Source organism: Shimia sp. Alg240-R146 (genome assembly GCF_947331465.1).
Lineage (GTDB): Bacteria > Pseudomonadota > Alphaproteobacteria > Rhodobacterales > Rhodobacteraceae > Shimia.
In genome coordinates this window covers 974200-996871 of the sequence record NZ_CAMZOK010000001.1, presented here as the reverse complement: position 1 = coordinate 996871, position 22672 = coordinate 974200, and the positions used below count along the sequence as shown (strand labels likewise).

Here is a 22672-nt window from a genome sequence, read left to right as displayed (position 1 = left end):
CCTAGGCGCAGCGACCTCTTAACAATAGCTTAAGCCTGATTCCCGCGCGCGACTTTGATCTCGGTCAATCTTGCCGGCCGCAGCGAAAGTTTTTGACAGGCCCCGCACCCGTCCCAACAAAAAGGGCCACCCCGAAGGATGGCCCAAATCATTTGCCCTGAGGCGCGGTGTTACTCGCCGCCACCAAGTTGGTGCACATAAGCAGACACGGCCCGCACTTGCGCTTCGCTCAGGCGATTGCCCCACGACGGCATCACGCCATACCGGCTGTAGGTGACTGTCTCCACGATGGTGTCGTAGTCGCCACCATAGAGCCAGATCGCGTCCGCGAGGTTTGGTGCCCCTTGGTCCCGATCGCCTGTGCCGTCTTCCATGTGACAAGACGCACAATCTTCGGCAAAGACCTCAGCACCCGCTGCAACAACAGACGCATCTTTCGGCTCACCCGACAGCGACATCACGTAGTTCGAGACAGCGTCGATGGCAGAATCTTCCAGGTAGTCATCACCAAAGGCAGGCATCTGGGAATACCGCGCATCGCCGTCTTCTTCATTGCGAATGCCGTGCTTCACAGTGAGATAGATGTTCTCAATGTCACCGCCCCACAGCCAGTCGTTGTCCAACAGGTTGGGATAGCCCTTGGCACCCGCGGCGCCAGAGCCGTGACACTGGGCACACCAGGTCTTGAACACAGCCGACCCGGCCGACGCCGCGTACGGCCCAAGCTCGGGATCCGTCGAAATCTGGGTCAATTCCGCCGCTTCCAGCTTGGCGTTGATCGGCGCCAATTTGTCTTCGGCGCTCTGGATGTCAGCCGCCACATTGGCGCGCGTCGACCAGCCCAACATACCTGCCGTGGCCCCTTTGATGCCTGGCCATGCGGGGTAGGCAATGGTGTAGCCGATGCCCCAGATGATGCAGACATAGAAGGTCCACAGCCACCACCGTGGCAGCGGGTTGTTGAATTCTTCGATGCCGTCCCAGCTGTGACCTGTTGTGGACGGATCATTGTCGAATTTCTTTGACGGTTTGCTCATGGCCTCGCCTCCTTATCCGTGGCGGGTTTGTCGTCGTGCCGGAAAGGGATGTCGGCGGTGTCGTGATATTCCTTGGTCGAGCCCGGGCGGAATACCCAAGCAACGATTCCAAGGAAGAACACGAACAAGAACAGCAACATCCAACTGTCAGCGAACTCTCTGAGGAAAGAATATGTTTCCATGGTCTCCCCTCCTAGCGCGATGCGTCCGGCGTGAAGGTCGAGAAATCAACCAACGTGCCCAACATCTGCATGTATGCGATCAACGCATCCAGTTCACTCACACCCGGATTGCCATCAAAGTTGCGCACATTGACGTTGTCGCCGTAACGCTCAAGCAGCCCGTCGTAATCGCTGTCCGGATCAGCCTGCGCAGCAAAGTCGGCCTGCGCGCTTGCGATCATGTCCTCGGTGTAAGGCACACCGACAATCGCATTGGCGTTCAAAAGATCACCGATGTATTTCCCATCGATTTTCTTTTTCTCAAGAAAGCCATACTTGGGCATCACCGATTCCGGCACCACACTCTGCGGATTACGCATGTGATCTACGTGCCACTCATCCGAGTAACGACCACCCACACGAGCCAGATCAGGACCGGTCCGTTTGGATCCCCACTGGAACGGGTGGTCCCACTTGGATTCCGCAGCCAGTGAGTAGTGACCGTAGCGCTCCACTTCGTCGCGCATCGGACGGATCATCTGACTGTGACAGACGTAGCACCCTTCACGAATGTAGATTTCACGACCGGTTATCTCGAGGGGAGTGTAAGGACGCATGCCCTCCACCTCTTCGATGGTGTTTTCCAGCCAGAAAAGCGGCGCGATTTGCACGATGCCACCGATGGTTACAACCAAAAAGCTGAACACCAGCAGGAGGGTCGCGTTGGTCTCGAGGATCTTGTGTTTGTCGAGAATTGCCATTGCTCCGGCCCTCCTTATTCAGCCGGGACTGCGACGGACAGGCTGGCCTCTTTGGCCGGCGACTTCCGTACAGTCATCCACAGGTTGTAGCACATGATGAGTGCCCCAGCGAGGAACATGACCCCACCCAGACCACGCACAACGTACATCGGGAACTTCGCAGCAACGGTGTCAGCAAACGAGTTCACCAGGAAGCCGTTGGCATCCACTTCACGCCACATCAGGCCTTCCATGATACCGGTCACCCACATCGACGCTGCGTAAAGCACGATACCGATGGTGGCGAGCCAGAAGTGCCAGCTCACGAGTTGCAGCGAGTAAAGACGCTCACGTTTCCACAGAACCGGGGTCAGGAAGTACAGAGCACCAAAGGTGATCATGCCGTTCCAACCAAGCGCACCGGAGTGCACGTGTCCAATTGTCCAGTCAGTGTAGTGAGACAGCGAGTTCACAGCGCGGATCGACATCATCGGACCCTCAAAGGTCGACATGCCGTAGAAACCAACCGAGATCACCATCATCCGGATGACCGGATCGGTGCGCAACTTGTCCCATGCGCCCGAAAGCGTCATCAGGCCGTTGATCATGCCGCCCCAGCTGGGCATCCACAAAATGATCGAGAACACCATGCCAAGGGTCGACGCCCAATCTGGCAACGCGGTGTAATGCAGGTGGTGCGGTCCAGCCCAGATATACAAGAAGATCAAAGCCCAAAAGTGGATGATCGACAGTTTATATGAGAACACCGGACGCTCGGCCTGTTTCGGGATGAAGTAATACATCATGCCGAGGAAGCCAGCGGTCAGGAAGAAGCCAACGGCGTTGTGGCCATACCACCACTGCACCATCGCATCTTGCACACCGGCCCAGACGATCACCGACTTGGAACCCCAGATCGACACCGGAATGGTCAGGTTGTTGACCACGTGCAGCATCGCAACGGTTACGATGAAGGACAGATAGAACCAGTTTGCCACATAGATGTGCGGCTCTTTGCGTTTGATGATCGTGCCGAGGAACACAGCCAGATACGCCACCCAAACAACGGTCAGCCACAGGTCCACATACCACTCAGGTTCCGCATATTCCTTGGACTGTGTGCCGCCCAGCAAATAGCCGGTTGCCGCCAGAACAATGAAAAGCTGATAGCCCCAGAATACGAACCACGCCAGATTGCCGCCCCAAAGCCGGGCCGCACTGGTGCGCTGCACAACGTAAAACGAGGTGGCCAGCAAGGCATTGCCGCCAAACGCAAAAATCACCGCTGACGTGTGCAGCGGTCTTAGACGCCCGAAGTTCGCAAACCCCTGCGCCCATTCAAAGTTCAGCACTGGAAAGGCGAGCTGAAAGGCGATGACGACCCCGACAAGAAAGCCGACAACACCCCAAAATGCGGTAGCGACGACGCCATATCGGACCACGCCATCCATATATTCGTCTTGCGGATGCACGGTCGTTTGTCCCATGCCACGCAACGTCCAGATAAACAGGCCAAATGACACCGCCATGATAATCCAGGCGTGCACCATATAAGCCAAATCTCGTGCGAAATTGGCCGCCATCATCGCAAATAGCGTGATGAGGCCAAGCACGATTAGCTTGAAGTAATTCACCATTTTTCGTCCCTTTGTCTTGTCCGGCTCATTTTTTTGTGCGTCCGAACGGATTTAGACTAAGCTGTTAATCGCCGACTGCCGGATACCCTACCTTGATCTGGGTCAAGGCGAAGCGCCCACAATCTATTCCTTATTTGACAAGCCAGCTCGCGGTGGGAAACTGTCCACGGCTTAAAAGCTAACTCTGACGTGCACCTTTTAATAACACGGGAACGAAAAGATGGCCTATAAATCTTTGCTCTGCGTCCTGACAGACACAGATTTCTCCGACTCTCCGCTTGCCCAAGGCATGGCGCTCGCCGAGTCGCAGGACGCCCATTTGGATGTCCTTGCCCTTGGGGTAGACCGCAGCCAAAACGGATACTTTTATGCTGGCGCGGATGCGATGATGATGCAGGAAATGCTCAACCGCGCCCGCTCCGAGGCCGAATCCATCGAAGAGAAATGCAAAAAGGTGCTCGGCGCATCCGAATTGCGATGGGCGTGCGATTCGGGCGTGGCCCAGATCGCCGACCTTGGACGCCACGTGGCACAGCGTGCCCGTTTCGCAGATCTCGTGATTCTGCCCAAACCATATGGCCCCAAACACGGCACCGAACTTGAGCCCACAATCGAGGCCGCGCTTTTTGAAGGTCAGGCACCCGTGCTGATGGTGCCAGACGCGCCAGCGCCTGTGACAACACCCAAAACAGTGTGCATCGGCTGGAACGAAAGCGCCGAGGCGCTGGTCGCCACTCGCGCGGCGCTGCCGTTCCTGAAAGCCGCTGACGCGGTGCATGTGGTGGTCATTGACCCACCAGTTCACGGCCCCAACCGCTCTGATCCGGGCGGGTTGCTGTCGCAGTTCCTGTCACGCCACGGCGTGCACGTCGAAGTCGACGTGCTGTCCAAGACACAGCCCCGCGTGTCGGATGTGCTGTTGCGCCACGCCAACGACAAAAGCGCCGATATGATCGTGATGGGCGCCTATGGTCACTCCCGTTTCCGCGAGGCCATTTTGGGCGGCGCGACCCGAAACATGCTGGAGCAAGCCACAATGCCTGTATTTATGGCACATTAAAATCGCACCGACGGCTTACCGACGCGATACCGTCGGGATGCAGACACAAAAAACGCCCGGCGCATCAGCGTTCGGGCGTTTTTCGAATCGACCTGCGTGTGTGGCCTAGATCACCATTCCACCGTCCGAGTCGTCGCCCGCTTCGTTCAGCAAGCGTCGGTAATCCGGCACAATCACATGCCGTTTGCCCTCCAACGAGATCACCTCATCGCGTTTCAGCGCCGATATCTGGCGACTCACCGTCTCCAGCGTCAACCCAAGGTAATCCGCCATCGCTTCACGGGTCAGCGGCAGATCAAATTGCAGTTCCCCGTCAGTGCCCTGAAGCGTCAGCGCGGCGTTGCGCCGTGCCACAATCGCCAGCAGGCTCGCGATCTTTTCGCGCGCGGTTTTCCGCCCCAGCACAAGCATCCATTCGCGCGCTGCATCCAGCTCATCCAACGTCATCTCAAGCAGTCTCTGGGCGATGTGCGGTGTCTGCACGATCATGTTTTCAAAAGGTTTTCTGCGGAAACAGCACAGTACCAGATTGGTGGTCGCAACCACGTCGTAGGCCGCAGACTCGCGTCCCGGCCGCCCGATGAAATCGCCGGGCAAAAGCAAACCTACCATTTGGGTACGTCCGTCTTCCATGGTCTGTGTGAGCGACGCGATGCCTGTCACCACAGAGGCCACAAATTCCATGCGATCGCCGGTCCAAACCACGGTTTGGCCAGCCTCGACTGTGCGGTAATATTTGATCTCTTCCAAACGATCCAACTCATCTGGCTCGCAACGCGAACAGACTGCCTGATGCCGGATGGCACAGTTTTGGCACCCACTCGGGATTTGGGCGGATGTTAGATTAATCTGGTTCATGTTCGCTCTTGATCTGGGTCAAAGTTTCCTAGCCCTTGCGCTGAGTATACCTATTTTTATGGAACAGGAAAAACAATTGGCAAAGCTGGGTCTCTTTGACGCGAAAGTGCCCCGCTACACAAGCTACCCGACAGCCCCTCACTTTAAAAATGACGTAACGCCAGACACTTACGTAAGTTGGATTGAGGCAATCCCCGCCGGATCTCAAGTCTCGCTTTATGTGCATGTGCCGTTTTGCCGCCGACTATGCTGGTTCTGCGCTTGCCGCACACAAGGCACCTCGACCTTATCGCCGGTCGCGGCCTATGTCGAAACGCTCAAAGCCGAACTCAAACTTTTGAAATCCCACCTGCCTGACGGTGTGTCCTTCTCCCGCCTGCACTGGGGCGGCGGCACACCGACGCTATTGGATCCGGCCATGATGCAGGACCTCGCAGGCGCCATCTTTGATGTGGCCCCGATGGCGCCGAACGGCGAGTTCTCGGTTGAGATCGACCCAAATGAAATCGACGCCCCGCGCATGGCTGCCCTGGCCGCCGCCGGAATGAACCGCGCCTCGATTGGTGTTCAGGATTTTGACGACGACATCCAGAAAACAATTGGCCGCATCCAAAGCTATGACGTGACCCGCGACGCGGTCGATATGATCCGCGCCCACAACATCGCGTCCGTGAACGCCGACATCCTGTTTGGCCTGCCGCACCAAACGCAGGCGCGCATGACCGAAAGTGTCCAAAAGCTGTTGTCGCTCGCACCAGATCGCGTGGCGCTCTATGGCTACGCGCACGTACCGTGGATGGCCAAGCGTCAACAAATGATCCCGACCGACGCCTTGCCAACGCCTCAAGAACGTCTCGCGCTCTATGAAACGTCGCGCAAACTCTTCTTGTGGGACGGCTATGACGAAATCGGCATCGACCACTTTGCCACCAAGACCGACGGTCTGTCCGTCGCGCAGCGCAACGGCACTCTGCGCCGGAATTTCCAAGGCTACACAGATGACACCGCCGACGTGCTGCTTGCTGTTGGCGCCTCGTCAATTGCGCGCTTTCCGCAAGGATATGCGCAAAACGCCCCCGCCACGTCTGCTCACACAGGCGCAATCCGCGACGGCAGTTTCTCGACATCACGCGGGCATGTGTTTGCCGGAGAAGACCTGGTGCGTGGTCGCATAATTGAAGCTCTTATGTGCGACTTCCGCGTTGATCGGGCGGAAATACACGACCGTTTCGATGTCTCCTACGCGTGGTTGAGTCAGCTGTTCTCAGCTGTGGCGACCCGCTTCCCGGATATGGTGGCGATCGACGCCAGTGGCCTGTCAATTCCGGATCATGCCCGCCCATTGACCCGCATGATCGCGCGGGCGTTTGACGCCTACGACAACAGCAAAGCACAGCACAGCGCTGCAATCTAATCTTTGGAAACACACGCACATCACAGGCCGCGGCACACAGCTGCGGTCTTTCTTTTTGGGTCAGACCGGTGGGGCCTCAACAACCGGCGCTGCCGCCAGCAATTCGCGCGTGTATTCAGCCTGAGGGTTGTCAAACAGCGCGGCTGCTTCGCCGCTTTCAACAACATCTCCGGCTTTCATCACCATAATTTTGTGGCTCATCGCGCGCACTACATGCAGGTCGTGACTGATGAACAAATACGCAAGTCCATACTTGCGCTGCAGACGCCGCAACAATTCAACAATCTGCACCTGCACTGTCATATCCAGCGCCGAGGTCGGTTCATCCAATACGACCAGTTTGGGCCGCAAGACCATCGCGCGGGCGATGGCGATACGCTGCCGCTGCCCCCCTGAAAACTCGTGCGGGTACCGGTCCATCGTCGCCGGATCGAGCCCGACTTCTTCCATTACATCAGCCACCACCGCGCGGGTGGCGCGCCCGTCCGGACTGCCATGCACGCCCAAACCTTCGGCGATCACCTGCTCGCAGGTCATGCGCGGACTCAAACTGCCATAGGGATCCTGAAACACGATCTGCATATCTTTTCGCAGTGCGCGCAATTGTTTGGTCGACCAGGCCCGAACATCATCTCCGTCAAAGGTGATGTCACCTTCACTGTCGATCAGCTGCATGATCGCCAACGCCAGCGTGGTCTTGCCTGACCCACTCTCGCCAACGATACCAAGTGTTTCGCCCGCCCGAACCGAAATCGTCGCGGCGTTCACGGCTTTGACATGCCCCACCGTGCGGCGCAAAAAACCCTGCTGGATCGGGAACCAGACCCGCAACTGATCAGTCTCTGCCATTGCTGGCGCAGCCTCGTCCACCGGCTCCGGCGCGCCAGATGCCCGCGCGCTCAGCAAAGCACGGGTATATTCATGCTTTGGGTTGGAGAAAATCTCGGCCACGGGGCCCGCTTCGACAATCTCACCGTCTTTCATCACACAAACTTTGTCCGCGATCCGTCGCACGATTCCCAAATCATGGGTGATAAACAACAGCGCCATGCCTTCAGATTTCTTCAACTCCGCCAGCAGTTCAAGAATTTGCGCCTGAATGGTCACATCCAGCGCCGTTGTCGGCTCATCAGCGATCAAAACATCCGGCTTGTTGGCCAGCGCCATCGCGATCATAACCCGCTGTCGCTGACCGCCAGACAATTGATGCGGATAGGCACTCAATCGGCTTTCCGCATCGCGAATGCCAACCTTCTCCATCAAGTCTAGAATGCGGCCGCGCGCATCGCTGCCGACAACCCCTTGGTGCAGCGCGAGGCTCTCGCCCAGTTGCTTTTCAATCGTGTGCAGCGGGTTCAAAGACGTCATCGGCTCTTGGAAGATAAAGCTGATGTCGTTACCGCGCACCTTGCGCAAGGTGTTCTCTTTCGCGCCGACCATTTCCTGACCGTCATAGGTTACGGATCCCGAAACCCGTGCACTTCCCGGCAACAAGGAAACCGTCGACAAGGCCGACACCGACTTGCCTGATCCGGATTCCCCCACCAATGCCACGGTTTCACCACGGTCCACAGCAAACGAAACGCCTTTGACAGCTTCGATCAGTTCGCCATCTTGCTGAAACGCCACACGCAGGTCTTTGACTTCAAGAATGCTCATGAAAACGTCTTTCTTGGGTCAAAGGCATCCCGAACGCCCTCAAATATGAACACCAAAAGCGACAACATGATCGCAAAGGTGAAGAAGGCGGTGAACCCCAACCAAGGCGCCTGCAAGTTCTGTTTCGCCTGCAAGGTCAACTCTCCAAGACTTGGTGCCGAGGACGGCAGGCCAAAGCCAAGGAAGTCAAGCCCTGCCAAGGTGCTAATCGTCCCAGTGACGATGAACGGAAGCATTGTCACGGTCGCCACCATCGCGTTAGGCAGCATGTGGCGGAACATGATCACACTGTTGGACACGCCCAGAGCTTTTGCCGCGCGTACATATTCCAGATTGCGTGCCCGCAAAAATTCGGCCCGCACAACACCCACCAAAGATGTCCAGCCAAACAGCACCGTGAGAAAGACCAACAGCCAGAAACTTCGCCCCAAAATGGCGAACATAATGATAATGATGTAAAGGCTCGGAGTGGCCCCCCAAATCTCGATCACCCGCTGAAAGATCAGATCCAGCCAGCCACCAAAGTAACCCTGCACTGCACCCGCCATAATACCAATCAAGCTGGCGGACACGGTCACAATCAGCGTAAAGAATATCGACAGCCTGAAGCCGTAGATCACCCGCGCAACCACATCGCGCTTACGGTCGTCCGTTCCAAGCCAATTTTGACTATCCGGCGGCAAAGGTGCCGCGCCCGCACGGTCCACCGGCGTGTCATAGCTGTATGGAATGATCGGCCAAAGCGCCCAGCCTTTTTGATATTCAACAAGTTCCAACTCTTCCGGCGATTTGCCAGCATCCAGACCTTCCAGAATGTCTTCGGGGATGTCGAAGCAATCCTCAACACCACCCGTGGCGATCAAACATTGCACGACCGGATCGTTGTAAACCGCCTCAGTTTTAAAATCCCCACCAAAGGTGGTCTCGGGATAAAACTTAAAGATCGGCGTAAAAATTTCTCCGCGGTAGCTGACGACAATCGGTTTGTCGTTCGCGAGGAACTCGGCAAACAGAGACAGGCCAAACAGAAAGCAAAAAACGACCAACGACCAAAGCGCACGGCGGTTGCGTTTAAAATTGCTCCAGCGCCGTTGATTGAGAGGAGAAAGTGCCATCAGCCTGCCCTCTTCTCAAAATCAATGCGCGGATCAACCAGCACGTACATCAAGTCAGACAGGATACCGACCACAAGGCCAATCAAGCCAAACACAAAGAGCGTGCCAAAGATCACCGGATAATCCCGCGCCACAGCGGCCTCAAACGCAAGACGGCCCAAGCCGTCGAGCGAAAAGATCGTCTCGATCAAAACCGATCCGCCAAAGAACACACCGATAAAAACCGCAGGAAAACCCGCGATTACGATCAACATCGCATTGCGGAACACATGTCCGTAAAGCACACGCTTTTCGCTCAAACCCTTGGCCCGAGCGGTCATCACATAGTGCTTCTTGATCTCGTCCAAAAAGCTGTTCTTGGTCAAAAGCGTCAGCGTCGCAAAGGCCGCGATGGTTGATGCAATAATTGGCAGCGTAATGTGCCAGAGGTAATCCAGCGCTTTGCCCAATGGCGTCAATTGTTCAAAGTTGTCAGAGGTCAGCCCTCGCAGCGGGAATATCTGCCAATAGCTGCCCCCCGCAAATAGTACGACAAGCATGATGGCAAACAGGAAACCCGGAATGGCATAGCCCACGATGATTGCGCCACTGGTCCATGTGTCAAACGGCGTGCCGTCTTTGACCGCCTTTTTGATGCCAAGCGGAATTGATACCAAATACGCCAGCAAGGTCGACCAAAGCCCCAGTGTTATGGACACGGGCATCTTTTCCAGAACAAGATCAATCACACTGATTTTGCGAAAATAGCTCTCGCCAAAATCAAGCCGCATATAATTGCCCATCATGGACAGAAACCGCTCCAGCGGCGGCTTATCAAAACCAAACTCTTTCTCAAGTTCCTCAATGAATTCCTTGGGCAATCCACGGGCGCCCAAGTAGTCGCTGTCAGACCCAAAGGTCTCCTCGCCCACATCCTCATTGCCTCCGGCAAAGCCCGAAAACACATCCCCTTCGCCTTGAACGCGGGCAATCACCTGTTCCACAGGTCCGCCCGGCACAAATTGCACCAACGTGAAATTGAGTATCATGATCCCAAGCAACGTCGGGATCACAAGCAACAGTCTTCGAAGTATATATGCGCCCAAAAGTCAGTTACCTCAACGCGCCCGAGGCCTTCAGGGCCGCTTCTTTTTCCGGGTTGAGCCACCAGAAATCCAGCAATCCAACCGCATAAGGCGGCAGCTTTTCCGGCCGCTCAAACATGTCGTAATACGCGACCCACGCTTCGGGAACGTAACCTGCGTTCACGATGATCCGCTCATAACGCAAAGCGCGATCCAAGGCAGTCATCGCTGTGATTTCTTCGGCCCGCGTTTTTGCGGCAAGTGCCTTGTCGATGATGGCATCCACCATGTCATTGCGCAGCGCCGAAGGATTGTAGGACGACACTTCCGCAGTTTTGGACCCAAACAGCTGGCGCAACGAGGTGCTCGCCGTCGAGAAGGACAGGATGCGGGTGTGGATCAGATCGTAGTCCTTATCCAAAAAGCGTTGCTGACCCTGCGCACTGTCGACTTTGTCGGCTTTGACTTTGACGCCCCAATTGGCCAGCGTTTTGACAAATGCGTCGATGCTCGCCAGTCGGGTTTCGTCCCAAGAGGACAACACCAGAAAATCAAGCGACATCTGTGCGCCGCTTGAATCCACCATTTGGCCCGCGTCGTTCACCGTCCAACCGGCCTCTTCAAACAGCTTCAGCGCAGCACGCTTGTTGCGCCGGTCAATTGGCGTCGACGCTTTGGACGTATGCGGCATGACCACATCGTCGGTCAGCATATCGGCGGGCACAACGTCACCCAGCGATTGCAGGAAGGCCAATTCGTCGCCCTCTGGCGCGCCTTTGGCTTCCCAGTCCTGCCCTTGCACAAACGAGTCGCGTTGTGTGGTCAAATCGAACTGCAGCGATTCCTTGGTCCATTCAAAATTGAACGCCAACGACAAAGCATGGCGCACGGTCCGGTTGTTCAACGGCGCACGCATTGTGTTGAAAATGATACCGCTGTTGCTTGGCGCTGTTCCGCGCGGGATCGCTTCTTTTTTGACGTCACCGCGGTCAATTGCCGGGAAGTTGTACCCCGTCGCCCACTGTTTGGTCGAGCCTTCGGTCCGGAATGTGTACACACCGGCCTTGAAGGCTTCGAATTCTGCGGTGGCATCCGAAAAATACTCCACCCGAATGCGATCAAAATTGTGCCGCCCGACGTTGGCGGGATGGTCCCAGCCCCAATAATTCGGGTTGCGTTCATAGACCACAAAGCGATTGAACTCATAATCGCCCACTTGGTACGGCCCGGACGCCATAGGCGAAAGAATAGACGGCTCATCAAGCCGCTCCCCTGTTTGTTTGTACCACTCTTCCGAAAAAATCGGCGTACCACCAACCTGTCCGATCAGAGACCGGCGCGAGATCCCGTCGGCAAACGTGTATCGCAACGTGTGATCATCGATCACTTCCACACCAGAGATCCGCTCTTTTACCGAGCGGGAGTAGGACCGAATGCCCTGCTCAAGGAATAGGTTGTGGGTAAAGGCTGCATCTTGCGCCCTCAAAGGCGATCCATCGCGAAACACCACATCATCGCGCATGTGAAACACGCACCACGTCTTGTCTTTCGGATACTCAACCTCGCGCGCAATCAAACAATAGCTGTCGGTGATCGAATCCGCCGGCGCGCCTCCGCCCCAGGGCATTTCCGCAAACATCGCTTCTGCAACAACCCCAGAATCAGATTCCGCATTACCGCGCCATGCAAACCGGTTGAACCCGTCAAACGTTCCGCGCGCACTCAGGGTGATTTGCCCACCCTTGGGCGCGTCGGGGTTTACGTAGTCGAAATGTGGATAATCAGCAGGGTATTTCAGATCGCCATAAAACGAATACCCGTGCGAACGGATGATCTCTTCCTCGCTGGCGAATGCCATTGGTGCCTTCAATCCGGCCGCGATCGCAGCCGCCCCGCCACCCATCACGCGCATCGCGCCGCGTCGGTCAAACATTGGACCTGCAATTTTGATCGTCTTTTCTGACATTCAAGCCTCCCCAGCGGACACGGTCATCCACACTATTTGTTTTGTCATCAAGCTAAAGGCGTGGGTGCGCAACATTCAAGTTCCTATTGCGTCAACTCAGCGTGAAAACGCCGTGCGTTGGCAAACAATCGGAATCTGATGACCCAACCGGCGGCCCAGGATGGGGCCAATTGCCGTGCAAATATGCGGGGAAGTGGGTGAGAGGCTGGACAACGACCCAAGCGGGGCTCGTTACGGCTGCTTCCTTCCGGATCTGACCGGGTTGGCGAGGCGCTCGCCCGCGCCAACCTCTCAAGCGTCGATATAGTGCGCTCATCAACAGGATGCAAGCCATCAGGACCGTGTAGTTATGCGCTCAGCTTGGCCAATATGGATCATCCAAATCCATGCGGAACCGCAGGAATCCGTCCTCTGATGCCCCCAAGGGAGTAAGCGGCAGGTTCTGAAGGTCAAAATATTGCATCGCGGCCGCCCCCGTCTCAAACACGGCTGAGACATTACTCAGTCTGGCGAACCTCCATGACGGGACCGCTTGATCTGCACAAACAGCGCCGGCGGCCAAATATTTCACCAAGGCATCGCGCATGTGGATCGGCCGCAGCGGCACGACCTTGCTTGGGCTCACACCGGGAAAATTGCCGCCGCCGCCCGCTCTAAAATCATTTGTCGCCAGCAGAAATTCTTGCGTGGGTCGCACCGGTTCACCCTGCCACGTCAGGTTGCGGATTCGGGTCTTTCCCGGACGCAAGACCTCTCCGGCATGGGAATATCGAGCCGGTCCTGACAGGTCGATTTCGTAGGACACCCCATAGACCGTTTCCCGTTTATAGGCAGGCGTGTCGCGCTCAAAAAGCCATTGGTCCGGTTGATTTGGCACCATCTGGGCATACAGACTCGCCGCCATGTCCAGCCATTCCAGCAATTCAGCGCCGTTCAGACGCAACAGGCTGATGAAATTCGCGAACGGTTGCATCTGTCCGATGCTGCGCTCCAGAAGCGGCCCCGGCGCGATGTCCACATAATTTAGCGGACCAGCACGCCCGCCGCATCGGGTGGGCGCAACAGAGGCCAAAAGCGGCAAATGTTCATACGGCGTGCCGAACAATTCCTCGCGCAGAGCAGCAAGCTTGGCCTCTGCCAGAATTCGCGTCGCACAACCGTCCTTCACCATAGAAAAATAGGTGCTGACCGGCCGTTCTAAATGCCCCACGACCTTGGCAAGTCGCTTAACGGCCGCGCGCTGCGCTGGCTGTAAAACCTCAACGATTCCAGCATCTTCGATATGGGTCCAGCCGGCGATGTTTTCACATTCAAACCCATCGACACGCCAGATTCTGCCCCTTGCGGCCTTGTCGTCCACCTGAACGAGGTGCAGATCAATTTTCCCTAGAAACGCAGCCATCGCTCCGGGCATCACAGCTGGCTTGCCATGCAAGCTTCCGCGCTTGCCGTCGATTACGGCTGTGTCGAGATAGCCGTCACGCGGAAATCGTTCGTGAATGTGACCCGCGATGATCACATCTACCTCGTCAAGCGCAGCAACTTCCGGCGCGGCGTTCTCCGCCATATATGCGGCTGAAACAGCGGTGATCCCGGAATGTGCCAAAGCGACAACGATGTCCGCTCCTTCAGCGCGCAAGGCCGCCCCCTGCTCCCGCGCCGTCGCAACGATGTCACGAGCGCGCACGCCTTTGGCAAGTCGTACCGCGCCCCAGTCTACCACTTGCGGCGGCAAAACACTGAATATGCCGAACTTCACTGTCTCGAGACATCCGTCTTCAGTACGGGCTTGGACGGGTACAATCACCCGTTTCTGCCAGATACCCTCGTACCTGCCTTCGCCATCTTTGGGGATCAGGTTGGCGCATAAAACGGGAAAATCAGCCAGCGCCAGAGACTTGCGCAACAGCGGTTCGTCGACATCAAACTCGTGGTTACCAAGGCCCACGGCATCATACCCTAGCGCGTTCATAGCACTGATGACCGGGTTACCTATTTGAGAAACGTCCGCGAGGTCGACTTCGGCGATCTGTCCGCCCTGCAAAAAGTCGCCATTGTCCAGCAGAACCGAGGCATCAGCACCGTCGCGCAGCTCGCGAATCAGCGACCCCAGTCGTGCCAATGACGACCCGTCGGTGCGCGTTTCTCGGAAATAGTCATACGCCAACAGCTGCGCGTGGACATCACTGGTGGCAAGCAAGCGCACATTAAGGCACTTGGGTGCTGACCCAACTTCATAAGTACGAGGCAAACTGATCCTCTCTTTTTAACAAAAGCCTGTTGTCGGCTCCAACTATCAGCGCGCCCCTCAGCACTATCGCAAGTATAGGTCGATCTATATTTCAAATCCACAACTTATGGGGTTTTAGCTGACAACATGACCAAAAGGTCGCACGGCGCCGAGCGTCCTGTTCGCTTTTGATTGCCCGCTTCCTTCATACATGGCAAGCCTCAGGTGCGGAGGAATTTATGCAACACGCGGAAACAGTTACATTCGGAGGCTCTGACCTCAACAGAGCAGCGGAGCTGCGCGGCGACGAAGCCGCGATTGCCATTCTCCTGGCCGCCCCGGAGAGCAGAACGATTGCCCTTTGGCGAGGCAAACCCCTGTGTAGAGGGGAAGCCAAGGAACATCTTGTGCACTTGCCAATGGACCACACGCTTTTTGATGGCATTCAAGTGCCCCCTGTGCTGCTTGGCCTGAACGAGGCGGGACACGCCCTTTTTGCCCGCGATGTCTCGGCGTTTAAGCCCGACAACGTGGACGCGGCCAGCTTGGGTCAATTCTTTGACGCCAGCGTGCAAACCCACCCCAGCCTGCCCGGCGACCACGCATTTTGCGAATTGCGCGGCGTGATGGCCCGCCTGACTGCGCGCGACGCGGAACTCGCCGCAACCGCCAAGGCGATCTATGGCTGGCACCGGTCCCACCGGTTCTGCGCCGCTTGCGGTCAGGAAAGTCGCATGGTCCAAAGCGGGTGGCAACGTGACTGCCCCGCCTGCAACACCTCGCATTTTCCCCGCACCGACCCTGTTGTGATTATGCTGATAACACACGGCAACCGAGTGTTGATGGGCCGCTCCCCCGGCTGGCCCGAAGGCATGTATTCTCTGCTCGCAGGTTTTGTTGAACCCGGCGAAACACTCGAAGCCGCCGTACGCCGCGAAGTCTTCGAAGAGGCCGGCATCCGCGTCGGCCCCGTCTCCTATCTCGCCAGCCAACCCTGGCCTTATCCGTCCTCGCTGATGTTTGGCTGCGCCGGTGTTGCGTTAAATGATGACATCACGATCGACAAAAATGAAATCGAAGATGCAATTTGGGTCAGCCGCGAAGAGATGTTGCAAGCTTTTGCAGGTGCACATCCCGTGCTTAAACCTGCACGAAAGGGTGCAATTGCGCATTTCATTTTACGCAACTGGCTTGCGGACCGGCTCGATTAAGGCGACAGTAACGGCGCGAACACTTGGGGTCGGGACACAACCAAAATGGAATTCACTGCACGCGAAGACATTGACGTACCAATCGAACAAGTCTTTGAAATGGTAACTGATTTTGAGGTTTTTGAGCGGTCCGCCCTGCGTCGCGGCGCCGATGTGTCACGCTTGGATTCCTTGTCTCGGGCCGGTGTTGGCGCCAAATGGCGCATCGCCTTTGAATTCCGCGGCAAGGCCCGCGAAGTCGACCTCGAGGTCACAGGGTTTGACCGTCCAAACGAAATCTCTCTGCATGGCAAGGCCCAGGGCATCGAATCTAATATCAAAGTCGAACTTGTCGCCCTGTCGCGCACTCGCACGCGCCTGCAATTCTGGAGCGGCTTCAAAGCCAACACGCTCTCTGCCCGACTTCTGCTGCAATCGCTCAAACTGGCGCGCGGCACGCTCAACACCCGTTTGGGCAAGCGGATGGCAAATCTGCGTCGCGACATGGAAGACCGCTACACACGCATGGCATAGCGACCCGCGTTGCGCCCTCAGCGGTCCTGCGCTGACGGGTAAACACCCACAATTTTTACGTGATTGGTGAAGTAGCTGAGTTCATCCAGCGCCAGTGCTACGTTGCGATCGTCCGGATGGCCGTCGATGTCCGCATAAAACCGGGTCGCCGTGAAGGATCCATCAACCATATAGCTTTCCAGCTTGGTCATGTTCACACCATTGGTCGCAAACCCACCCATCGCTTTATAAAGCGCGGCAGGAATGTTGCGCACTTCAAACACAAACGTGGTCATCATCTTGCCGTGAGACCGGCGGCTCAAATCAGGCTCACGCGACATGATCACAAACCGCGTCGTGTTGTGCCCGTGGTCTTCGATGTCGGTGGCCAAAACGTTGAGCCCATAGGTCTCCGCCGCAAGATCGGACGCCAACACACCTTGATCGGTCAATCCGGCCTCGGCCAATTCCCGCGCCGCGCCGGCGCTGTCAGCAGCCGAAATGCCCGCGATTCCGTGGGCCTTCAGGAACGCAGCCGATTGCGGCAGTAACACAAGATGCGCCCGAACCGACTTCACGTCATCCAGAGCCACACCCGGAACCGCCATCAGGCAGATCCGGACACGCACAAACGCTTCGTCAATAATGTGCAAACCGCTCTCGGGCAAAAGGCGGTGAATGTCGGCCACGCGGCCATAGGTCGTGTTCTCAATCGGCAGCATCGCGAGGTCGGCAGCACCGCTTTTGACAGCGTCGATCACCTCTTCAAAGGTGCCACACGACATGGCCTCCATATCAGGACGCGCCTGCTGACAGGCCTCATGCGAATAGGCGCCCAGATCTCCCTGAAACGCGATCCTGTTGGTCCCCATCGACATTTCCTTCCCATTTCCCACCCCAAGGGGCGTTTCGTCGCGGTAACTATACCTTGCGTTCTTCAAGGGGAAGCGGATAGATACGCGTCAAACGCCACGAGACGGAAACGTAGCATGTTCGACACGATGACAATGACCAAAGTAGTGGGCGCGCTTTGCGGCGCTCTGCTGATCTTCCTGCTGGGCTCCTGGGCCGCTGAAAGCATTTATCACACCGGCCCCAAAGGCCACGGCGATGGCCATGCAGAGCAGGCCTATGTGATCGAAGTAGAAGGCGGCGAAAGCACCGACGCCGCAGTTGAAGAGGGCCCAACCCTCGAAGAACTTCTGGCCTCTGCGGACGTAGACAAAGGCGCCAAAGTGTTTGGCAAGTGCCGCGCCTGTCACAAACTCGAAGATGGCGCCAACGCCACCGGCCCGCACCTTTATGGTGTTGTGGACCGTGCAACCGGTTCGGTTGCCGGCTTTAACTACTCCGGCGCTTTGGTTGCTGTGACTGACAGCTGGTCCGCAGAAGCACTGGACGGTTTCTTCGCAAACCCCAGAAGCTATGCACCAGGCACCAAGATGTCCTTTTCGGGTCTTCGCAAGGCCACAGACCGCGCCAACTTGATTGCCTATCTCCAGACAATCGGCGGCTAAGTTACCCCGCCACATGATTACAAAGGCCGTTGCTCTGCAGCGGCCTTTTTTTGTTGCCGCCCGCCAATTTGCCAAACCTGACCAAGCAGAGGCCATCCGGAGTTTTCTAAGAAAAAGCTGATGCGTCGGCCTCAGCCTTGGGGGAGGGAGGGAGGGAATGTCGGCAAGGCCAACGCATAGCTATGACGCGTATCAGGGCGTCGTATCAGAAGGATGCGACCCGTTTCCAAAGGTCTCTGTCGTTCTGATACAGTGGATATGGGCGTTGCCCGAAAAGTTACATTGTGCTTTTCGGACAAGAGATTGAGAGTTTCTGCCAATCCGCTCCTTAATGCTTTTCCCCAAATTCTTCCCTTATGGCCCACGCCAACTGCGCATCGGTTTCCACCGCACAGGGTCGACGCGCGCGCAGACGTTGAAGCGCAGCCTCCGGCGCCTCCCCCGAAGCCACCATCAGCGCCAGAACCACCATACCAGACCGCCCACAACCGCCGCGACAATGCACCAGCACCCGACCTCCGGCTTGCAATCGGCGCAAGAGTCGCGCCGACATCTCCGGCCAGCCCGCCTCAAATTCAGCATCAGGCGTGCCAAAATCAACAATTTCACAATGCCGCCAATCCCAGTCGCCACCCTGCAATCCCGCCAGAGCCACGCCCATCTCCGCCGCAGATGTCAGGCTGACAACCACCTCAGGCGCCCAGGCCCGCAAAACATCCAACTCCGCTTCTGAGTTTGGCAACGGGCTTAACGCAACAGTCCCGGCACCAAGCGACCAGTCCACAATCTCAAACGCCATGCCTTGGCCCCTTCTCTCGTCCCCACACGCGCACCGCCATCCGCGCGGCGCGCATGCGGCCTCTCAAACTGCTTTGCCGGTGGACGCGCCGCCCTGCCCCGCATAACCTGACGCCTGATCCTCCGAATCCGGCGGACCCGAACACGTCCGACCAAACAGGCCCTCACTATGACCGACACCCCCGACACAGGCTATCAGGTTCTCGCGCGCAAATACCGCCCCGAAACCTTTGCTGATCTGGTTGGGCAGTCCGCCATGGTGCGCACGCTCAAGAACGCGTTTGAGGCCGACCGCATCGCGCAGGCCTTTGTCATGACCGGCATTCGCGGCACGGGCAAAACCACCACGGCACGTATCATCGCCAAGGGCATGAATTGCATCGGTCCGGATGGCGGTGGCGGTCCGACCACCGATCCTTGCGGCCAATGCGAGCATTGCGTCGCAATCATGGAAGGCCGGCATGTCGATGTGATGGAAATGGACGCCGCCTCTCGAACCGGTGTGAACGACATCCGCGAGATCATCGATTCGGTGCATTACCGCGCCGCGTCGGCCCGCTACAAGATCTACATCATCGATGAGGTGCACATGCTGTCGACCAGCGCGTTCAACGCGCTGCTCAAAACGCTCGAAGAGCCGCCCGCGCATGTGAAATTCATCTTCGCCACCACCGAAATCCGCAAAGTGCCTGTGACGGTCCTGTCGCGTTGCCAACGCTTTGATTTGCGGCGCATCGAGCCCGAAGACCAAATTGGCCTGCTGCGCAAAATTGCCACCGCGGAAAACGCCGAGATCGCCGATGACGCACTTGCGCTGATCACCCGCGCCGCCGAAGGCTCCGCGCGCGACGCCACATCGCTGCTGGACCAAGCCATTTCTCACGGTGCTGGCGAAACCACCGCCGATCAGGTCCGCGCCATGCTGGGTCTTGCTGACCGTGGCCGCGTGCTTGATCTCTTTGACATGATCCTGCGCGGCGATGCGGGTGCCGCATTGAACGAACTCTCCAGCCAATACGCTGACGGCGCCGACCCAATGGCCGTGCTGCGCGATTTGGCGGAAATCACCCACTGGATTTCCGTGGTCAAAGTCACACCCGAAGCATCTGAGGACCCAACGGTCACGCCTGATGAACGGGCGCGCGGCCAGACCATGGCTGAGACCCTGCCCATGCGCGTGCTGACCCGCATGTGGCAAATGCTGCTCAAAGCCTTGGACGAGGTTGCGTCCGCTCCCAACGCCATGATGGCCGCCGAAATGGCCATCATCCGCCTGACCCATGTGGCCGACCTACCCAGCCCCGAAGAGCTGGTGCGCAAACTGCAAGACACCCCGCGCCCGCCGATGCCACCGTCTGGCGGCGGCCCTGGCGGCGGCGCGGCGATGGGCCATGAAGGCGCGACAACGCAAGGCGCCTACCAAGGCGGCGCTGTGCCCAACGGCGGCGGCGGCCAAGGCGGCAACGTGACCGCGCTGGCGGTGGCCGACAACCAAGCGCTGGCGCGTTACGCAACCTTTGAACACGTGCTCGAATTGATCCGCACACGCCGCGACGGCGTTCTGCGGGTTCAGGTCGAAAAATACCTGCGCCTCGCAGCTTATCAGCCCGGCCGAATCGAATTTGAACCCGCCCCAAACGCGCCCAAGGATCTTGCGCAGCGCCTGGGCACCCAGTTGCAACGCTGGACCGGAAACCGCTGGGCGGTGATCATCGTCTCCGAAGGTGGCGCCGCCACCGTCGACGAGATCCGCAATGCCGCCGAAAACGCCATGCGGTCCGAGGCCATGGACCACCCGCTGGTGCAGGCCGTGCTGGACGCCTTCCCCAAGGCCAAGATCACTGACATCAAATCGCGCCAAGAGATCACCAACGAGGCGCAAGCAGAAGCTCTGCCCGAGGTCGAGGACGAATGGGATCCGTTTGAGGAAGACTGATCGCGACATGACGGCACGACCTTGTAAACAAGGCCTGTGACCCGTATCTAGGCAACAACAACAATTCAGGAGAGACCCAGATGCTCAAAGGCCTCGGCAACCTCGGCGACATGGCCGGGATGATGAAAAAAGCCCAAGACATGCAAGCCAAAATGACCGACATGCAGGAAGAGCTGCATAACATGATGGTTGTTGGCGAAAGCGGCGCCGGTCTGGTCAAAGCAACTGCTTCGGCCAAAGGTGAGCTCAAGGCGCTCGACATCGATCCGTCGATCTTTAACGGCGACGACAAGGAAGTCGTCGAAGACCTGATCCTTGCTGCCATCAAAGATGCTCAGACCAAGGCGGCGGACCGTGCTCAGGAAGAACTGGGCAAGATCACGTCAGAGCTGGGTCTGCCCGCTGACATGAAACTGCCGTTCTAAAGAACTTGCACGCCCCCCGCCACTTCTCGCTATAGTTAGGCAGAGATGACCCAGCAAAGGGCGCAAGACATGAGCAGTTCCGACATAGACACGCTGATCGAGATGATGGCCAAGCTGCCCGGGCTTGGCCCCCGCTCTGCACGACGTGCGGTGCTGCACCTTATTCGCAAACGTGGCTTTCTGCTTGCACCGCTGGCAGACGCCATGCAGGCCGTGGCCGTTTCCGCCCGTGAATGCCTGAACTGCGGCAACGTTGGCACCACCGACATTTGTGACATTTGCGCCTCCGAAAAACGCGCCACGGGCGAGCTGTGCGTGGTCGAAGATGTCTCGGATCTGTGGGCCATGGAACGTGCGGGTGTCTTTCAAGGCCGCTATCACGTGCTTGGCGGCACTCTGTCCGCGCTCGAAGGTGTCGGACCCGAAGACATCTCCATTCCCAAACTGGTCGACCGCGTGGCGTCAGAACAGATCACCGAAGTCATTCTGGCGCTCAACGCCACCGTGGATGGTCAAACCACAGCGCATTACATCGCCGACCAACTCGAAGATCGCGTGCGCCTAACCTCTCTGGCCCAAGGCGTGCCTGTGGGCGGTGAGTTGGACTATCTCGACGAAGGCACCATCAGCGCCGCCCTGAACGCCCGCAAAACGCTCTAAAGCGTGCTCTTGCCCCACGGCGTCGAACCAAACCGAAGTAAGGCGCTCCAGAGGCGAACACGTTGAACAGATTTGGACATCTTCAAACGCTCCCCGACGGGCCTTTTCGGTTCATCGCGCTGGATGTCGAAACCGCCAGCAGGTCCCCTGGCAGCATTTGCCAGATCGGGCTCTGTTTTGTCAGCGACACCGGGGCCATGCAGACCTATTCGGTCCTGGTCGATCCCGAAGATCCCTTTGAGGCCTTCAACTCGGAACTTCATGGCATTTCCGCCGATACGGTACGCGACGCCGCGACCTTCCCGACGGTCTACGCCACCTTGTTCGATCTGCTCAACACCCACAGCCTCGTACAACACAGCACTTTTGACGAAAAGGTCATGACCGACGCCTGTGCACGCTATGATCTGCCCATGCTCACCTCACATTGGACAAACAGCGTTAAGGTGGCCCGCCAAGCCTGGCCCGCCCTGAAAGGCGCAGGCGGGCACGGGCTGGCCAATCTCAAAAAACACCTCGGCCTCAGCTTTCATCACCATGATGCGGGCGAAGACGCGCGCGCGGCGGCCTGCGTGATCCTCAGGGCAGAAGAAACAACCGGGGAACGCTTGTCCCATCTCAAAACAAACCGCCAGCTGAACCTGCCGATCTGAAAGGCTTTGTGGCAAGAAAAAAGGCCGTCCAGTTGGACG

At 57.5% G+C, this 22672-nt stretch carries 21 protein-coding genes and 1 other RNA gene; 9 read left to right on the top strand and 13 right to left on the bottom strand.

The window, feature by feature from the left end:
- Positions 1-170: 170 nt before the first annotated feature.
- Genes ccoP through ccoN form a run of 4 tightly spaced genes read right to left on the bottom strand, consistent with a single transcriptional unit; the run spans position 171 to position 3575 of the window.
- On the bottom strand, positions 171-1037 hold the full coding sequence (gene ccoP / locus PG871_RS04820) for a cytochrome-c oxidase, cbb3-type subunit III (RefSeq protein ID WP_270726637.1): 867 nt from the start codon (positions 1035-1037) through the stop codon (positions 171-173).
- Positions 1034-1219: a cbb3-type cytochrome c oxidase subunit 3 gene (locus PG871_RS04815; protein ID WP_270726635.1), complete on the bottom strand. Its 186-nt coding sequence runs from the start codon at positions 1217-1219 to the stop codon at positions 1034-1036. The genes ccoP and PG871_RS04815 overlap by 4 nt, the downstream gene beginning before the upstream one ends.
- A gap of 11 nt (positions 1220-1230) precedes the next feature.
- The gene (gene ccoO / locus PG871_RS04810; protein ID WP_270726633.1) at positions 1231-1959 is read right to left on the bottom strand and encodes a cytochrome-c oxidase, cbb3-type subunit II; all 729 of its coding nucleotides are present in this window, start codon (positions 1957-1959) and stop codon (positions 1231-1233) included.
- 14 nt (positions 1960-1973) lie between these two features.
- Positions 1974-3575: a cytochrome-c oxidase, cbb3-type subunit I gene (gene ccoN / locus PG871_RS04805; RefSeq protein ID WP_270726630.1), complete on the bottom strand. Its 1602-nt coding sequence runs from the start codon at positions 3573-3575 to the stop codon at positions 1974-1976.
- A gap of 220 nt (positions 3576-3795) precedes the next feature.
- Here ccoN and PG871_RS04800 point away from each other — a divergent pair, with 220 nt between their 5' ends.
- Positions 3796-4635 (top strand): universal stress protein, encoded by an 840-nt coding sequence (locus PG871_RS04800; protein ID WP_270726627.1) that lies wholly within the window; start codon positions 3796-3798, stop codon positions 4633-4635.
- A gap of 105 nt (positions 4636-4740) precedes the next feature.
- Here the strand turns inward: PG871_RS04800 and fnrL are convergent, their stop codons facing one another.
- Positions 4741-5493, bottom strand: a complete 753-nt coding sequence (gene fnrL / locus PG871_RS04795) for a transcriptional regulator FnrL (RefSeq protein ID WP_270726624.1) — start codon at positions 5491-5493, stop codon at positions 4741-4743.
- A gap of 58 nt (positions 5494-5551) precedes the next feature.
- Here fnrL and hemN point away from each other — a divergent pair, with 58 nt between their 5' ends.
- A complete protein-coding gene (hemN, locus tag PG871_RS04790; RefSeq protein ID WP_270726621.1) occupies positions 5552-6907 on the top strand; it encodes an oxygen-independent coproporphyrinogen III oxidase in 1356 nt (451 codons plus the stop codon).
- Positions 6908-6967: 60 nt separating this feature from the next.
- On the opposite strand, the gene PG871_RS04785 is transcribed toward hemN, so the two are convergent.
- From PG871_RS04785 to PG871_RS04760, 6 genes are all read right to left on the bottom strand, one after another.
- Positions 6968-8566, bottom strand: a complete 1599-nt coding sequence (locus tag PG871_RS04785) for an ABC transporter ATP-binding protein (RefSeq protein WP_270726619.1) — start codon at positions 8564-8566, stop codon at positions 6968-6970.
- Positions 8563-9681, bottom strand: a complete 1119-nt coding sequence (locus PG871_RS04780) for an ABC transporter permease (protein ID WP_270726617.1) — start codon at positions 9679-9681, stop codon at positions 8563-8565. Before PG871_RS04780 ends, PG871_RS04785 begins: the two co-directional genes overlap by 4 nt.
- Positions 9681-10766, bottom strand: coding sequence for a microcin C ABC transporter permease YejB (locus PG871_RS04775; protein ID WP_270726615.1), 1086 nt, complete (start codon positions 10764-10766; stop codon positions 9681-9683). The genes PG871_RS04780 and PG871_RS04775 overlap by 1 nt, the downstream gene beginning before the upstream one ends.
- 7 nt (positions 10767-10773) lie before the next feature.
- A complete protein-coding gene (locus PG871_RS04770) occupies positions 10774-12711 on the bottom strand; it encodes an extracellular solute-binding protein (RefSeq protein ID WP_270726614.1) in 1938 nt (645 codons plus the stop codon).
- A 196-nt stretch (positions 12712-12907) separates the two neighbouring features.
- An RNA gene (gene ffs / locus PG871_RS04765) (signal recognition particle sRNA small type) lies at positions 12908-13004 on the bottom strand.
- A 62-nt stretch (positions 13005-13066) separates the two neighbouring features.
- Positions 13067-14917, bottom strand: a complete 1851-nt coding sequence (locus PG871_RS04760) for a 5'-nucleotidase C-terminal domain-containing protein (RefSeq protein ID WP_270726612.1) — start codon at positions 14915-14917, stop codon at positions 13067-13069.
- A 263-nt stretch (positions 14918-15180) separates the two neighbouring features.
- Here PG871_RS04760 and nudC point away from each other — a divergent pair, with 263 nt between their 5' ends.
- Both nudC and PG871_RS04750 read left to right on the top strand, forming a co-directional pair.
- Positions 15181-16152 carry an NAD(+) diphosphatase gene (nudC, locus tag PG871_RS04755; protein WP_270726610.1) on the top strand — a complete coding sequence of 324 codons (972 nt, stop codon included), beginning with the start codon at positions 15181-15183 and terminating at the stop codon, positions 16150-16152.
- A 45-nt stretch (positions 16153-16197) separates the two neighbouring features.
- On the top strand, positions 16198-16665 hold the full coding sequence (locus PG871_RS04750) for an SRPBCC family protein (RefSeq protein ID WP_270726609.1): 468 nt from the start codon (positions 16198-16200) through the stop codon (positions 16663-16665).
- A 17-nt stretch (positions 16666-16682) separates the two neighbouring features.
- Here the strand turns inward: PG871_RS04750 and PG871_RS04745 are convergent, their stop codons facing one another.
- Positions 16683-17516: a prephenate dehydratase gene (locus PG871_RS04745; protein WP_270726607.1), complete on the bottom strand. Its 834-nt coding sequence runs from the start codon at positions 17514-17516 to the stop codon at positions 16683-16685.
- A 117-nt stretch (positions 17517-17633) separates the two neighbouring features.
- Here PG871_RS04745 and PG871_RS04740 point away from each other — a divergent pair, with 117 nt between their 5' ends.
- Positions 17634-18161, top strand: coding sequence for a c-type cytochrome (locus PG871_RS04740; protein WP_270726604.1), 528 nt, complete (start codon positions 17634-17636; stop codon positions 18159-18161).
- Positions 18162-18489: 328 nt separating this feature from the next.
- Here the strand turns inward: PG871_RS04740 and PG871_RS04735 are convergent, their stop codons facing one another.
- Positions 18490-18960, bottom strand: coding sequence for a protein-tyrosine phosphatase family protein (locus PG871_RS04735; protein ID WP_270726603.1), 471 nt, complete (start codon positions 18958-18960; stop codon positions 18490-18492).
- Positions 18961-19128: 168 nt separating this feature from the next.
- Here PG871_RS04735 and PG871_RS04730 point away from each other — a divergent pair, with 168 nt between their 5' ends.
- The 4 genes from PG871_RS04730 to PG871_RS04715 all read left to right on the top strand — a co-directional run bounded on the left by PG871_RS04730 (position 19129) and on the right by PG871_RS04715 (position 22633).
- Complete coding sequence (locus PG871_RS04730; RefSeq protein WP_443020465.1) at positions 19129-20895, top strand: DNA polymerase III subunit gamma/tau; 1767 nt, start codon at positions 19129-19131, stop codon at positions 20893-20895.
- Between the two features lie 80 nt (positions 20896-20975).
- Positions 20976-21320 carry a YbaB/EbfC family nucleoid-associated protein gene (locus PG871_RS04725; protein ID WP_270726600.1) on the top strand — a complete coding sequence of 115 codons (345 nt, stop codon included), beginning with the start codon at positions 20976-20978 and terminating at the stop codon, positions 21318-21320.
- 69 nt (positions 21321-21389) lie between these two features.
- On the top strand, positions 21390-21980 hold the full coding sequence (gene recR, locus PG871_RS04720) for a recombination mediator RecR (protein WP_270726598.1): 591 nt from the start codon (positions 21390-21392) through the stop codon (positions 21978-21980).
- Positions 21981-22042: 62 nt separating this feature from the next.
- A complete protein-coding gene (locus PG871_RS04715) occupies positions 22043-22633 on the top strand; it encodes a 3'-5' exonuclease (RefSeq protein ID WP_270726596.1) in 591 nt (196 codons plus the stop codon).
- Positions 22634-22672: the final 39 nt, after the last annotated feature.

Bases quoted from the DNA above. Each gene is read 5' to 3' on its own strand.
- PG871_RS04750 (WP_270726609.1), top strand. From the start codon at position 16,198: ATGGAATTCACTGCACGCGAAGACATTGACGTACCAATCGAACAAGTC.
- recR (WP_270726598.1), top strand. From the start codon at position 21,390: ATGAGCAGTTCCGACATAGACACGCTGATCGAGATGATGGCCAAGCTG.
- PG871_RS04800 (WP_270726627.1), top strand. From the start codon at position 3,796: ATGGCCTATAAATCTTTGCTCTGCGTCCTGACAGACACAGATTTCTCC.
- ccoN (WP_270726630.1), bottom strand. From the start codon at position 3,575: ATGGTGAATTACTTCAAGCTAATCGTGCTTGGCCTCATCACGCTATTT.
- ccoO (WP_270726633.1), bottom strand. From the start codon at position 1,959: ATGGCAATTCTCGACAAACACAAGATCCTCGAGACCAACGCGACCCTC.
- PG871_RS04780 (WP_270726617.1), bottom strand. From the start codon at position 9,681: ATGGCACTTTCTCCTCTCAATCAACGGCGCTGGAGCAATTTTAAACGC.
- PG871_RS04770 (WP_270726614.1), bottom strand. From the start codon at position 12,711: ATGTCAGAAAAGACGATCAAAATTGCAGGTCCAATGTTTGACCGACGC.
- hemN (WP_270726621.1), top strand. From the start codon at position 5,552: ATGGAACAGGAAAAACAATTGGCAAAGCTGGGTCTCTTTGACGCGAAA.
- PG871_RS04815 (WP_270726635.1), bottom strand. From the start codon at position 1,219: ATGGAAACATATTCTTTCCTCAGAGAGTTCGCTGACAGTTGGATGTTG.
- PG871_RS04725 (WP_270726600.1), top strand. From the start codon at position 20,976: ATGCTCAAAGGCCTCGGCAACCTCGGCGACATGGCCGGGATGATGAAA.
- PG871_RS04785 (WP_270726619.1), bottom strand. From the start codon at position 8,566: ATGAGCATTCTTGAAGTCAAAGACCTGCGTGTGGCGTTTCAGCAAGAT.
- PG871_RS04730 (WP_443020465.1), top strand. From the start codon at position 19,129: ATGACCGACACCCCCGACACAGGCTATCAGGTTCTCGCGCGCAAATAC.
- ccoP (WP_270726637.1), bottom strand. From the start codon at position 1,037: ATGAGCAAACCGTCAAAGAAATTCGACAATGATCCGTCCACAACAGGT.
- nudC (WP_270726610.1), top strand. From the start codon at position 15,181: ATGCAACACGCGGAAACAGTTACATTCGGAGGCTCTGACCTCAACAGA.
- fnrL (WP_270726624.1), bottom strand. From the start codon at position 5,493: ATGAACCAGATTAATCTAACATCCGCCCAAATCCCGAGTGGGTGCCAA.
- PG871_RS04735 (WP_270726603.1), bottom strand. From the start codon at position 18,960: ATGGCGTTTGAGATTGTGGACTGGTCGCTTGGTGCCGGGACTGTTGCG.
- PG871_RS04740 (WP_270726604.1), top strand. From the start codon at position 17,634: ATGTTCGACACGATGACAATGACCAAAGTAGTGGGCGCGCTTTGCGGC.
- PG871_RS04745 (WP_270726607.1), bottom strand. From the start codon at position 17,516: ATGGGGACCAACAGGATCGCGTTTCAGGGAGATCTGGGCGCCTATTCG.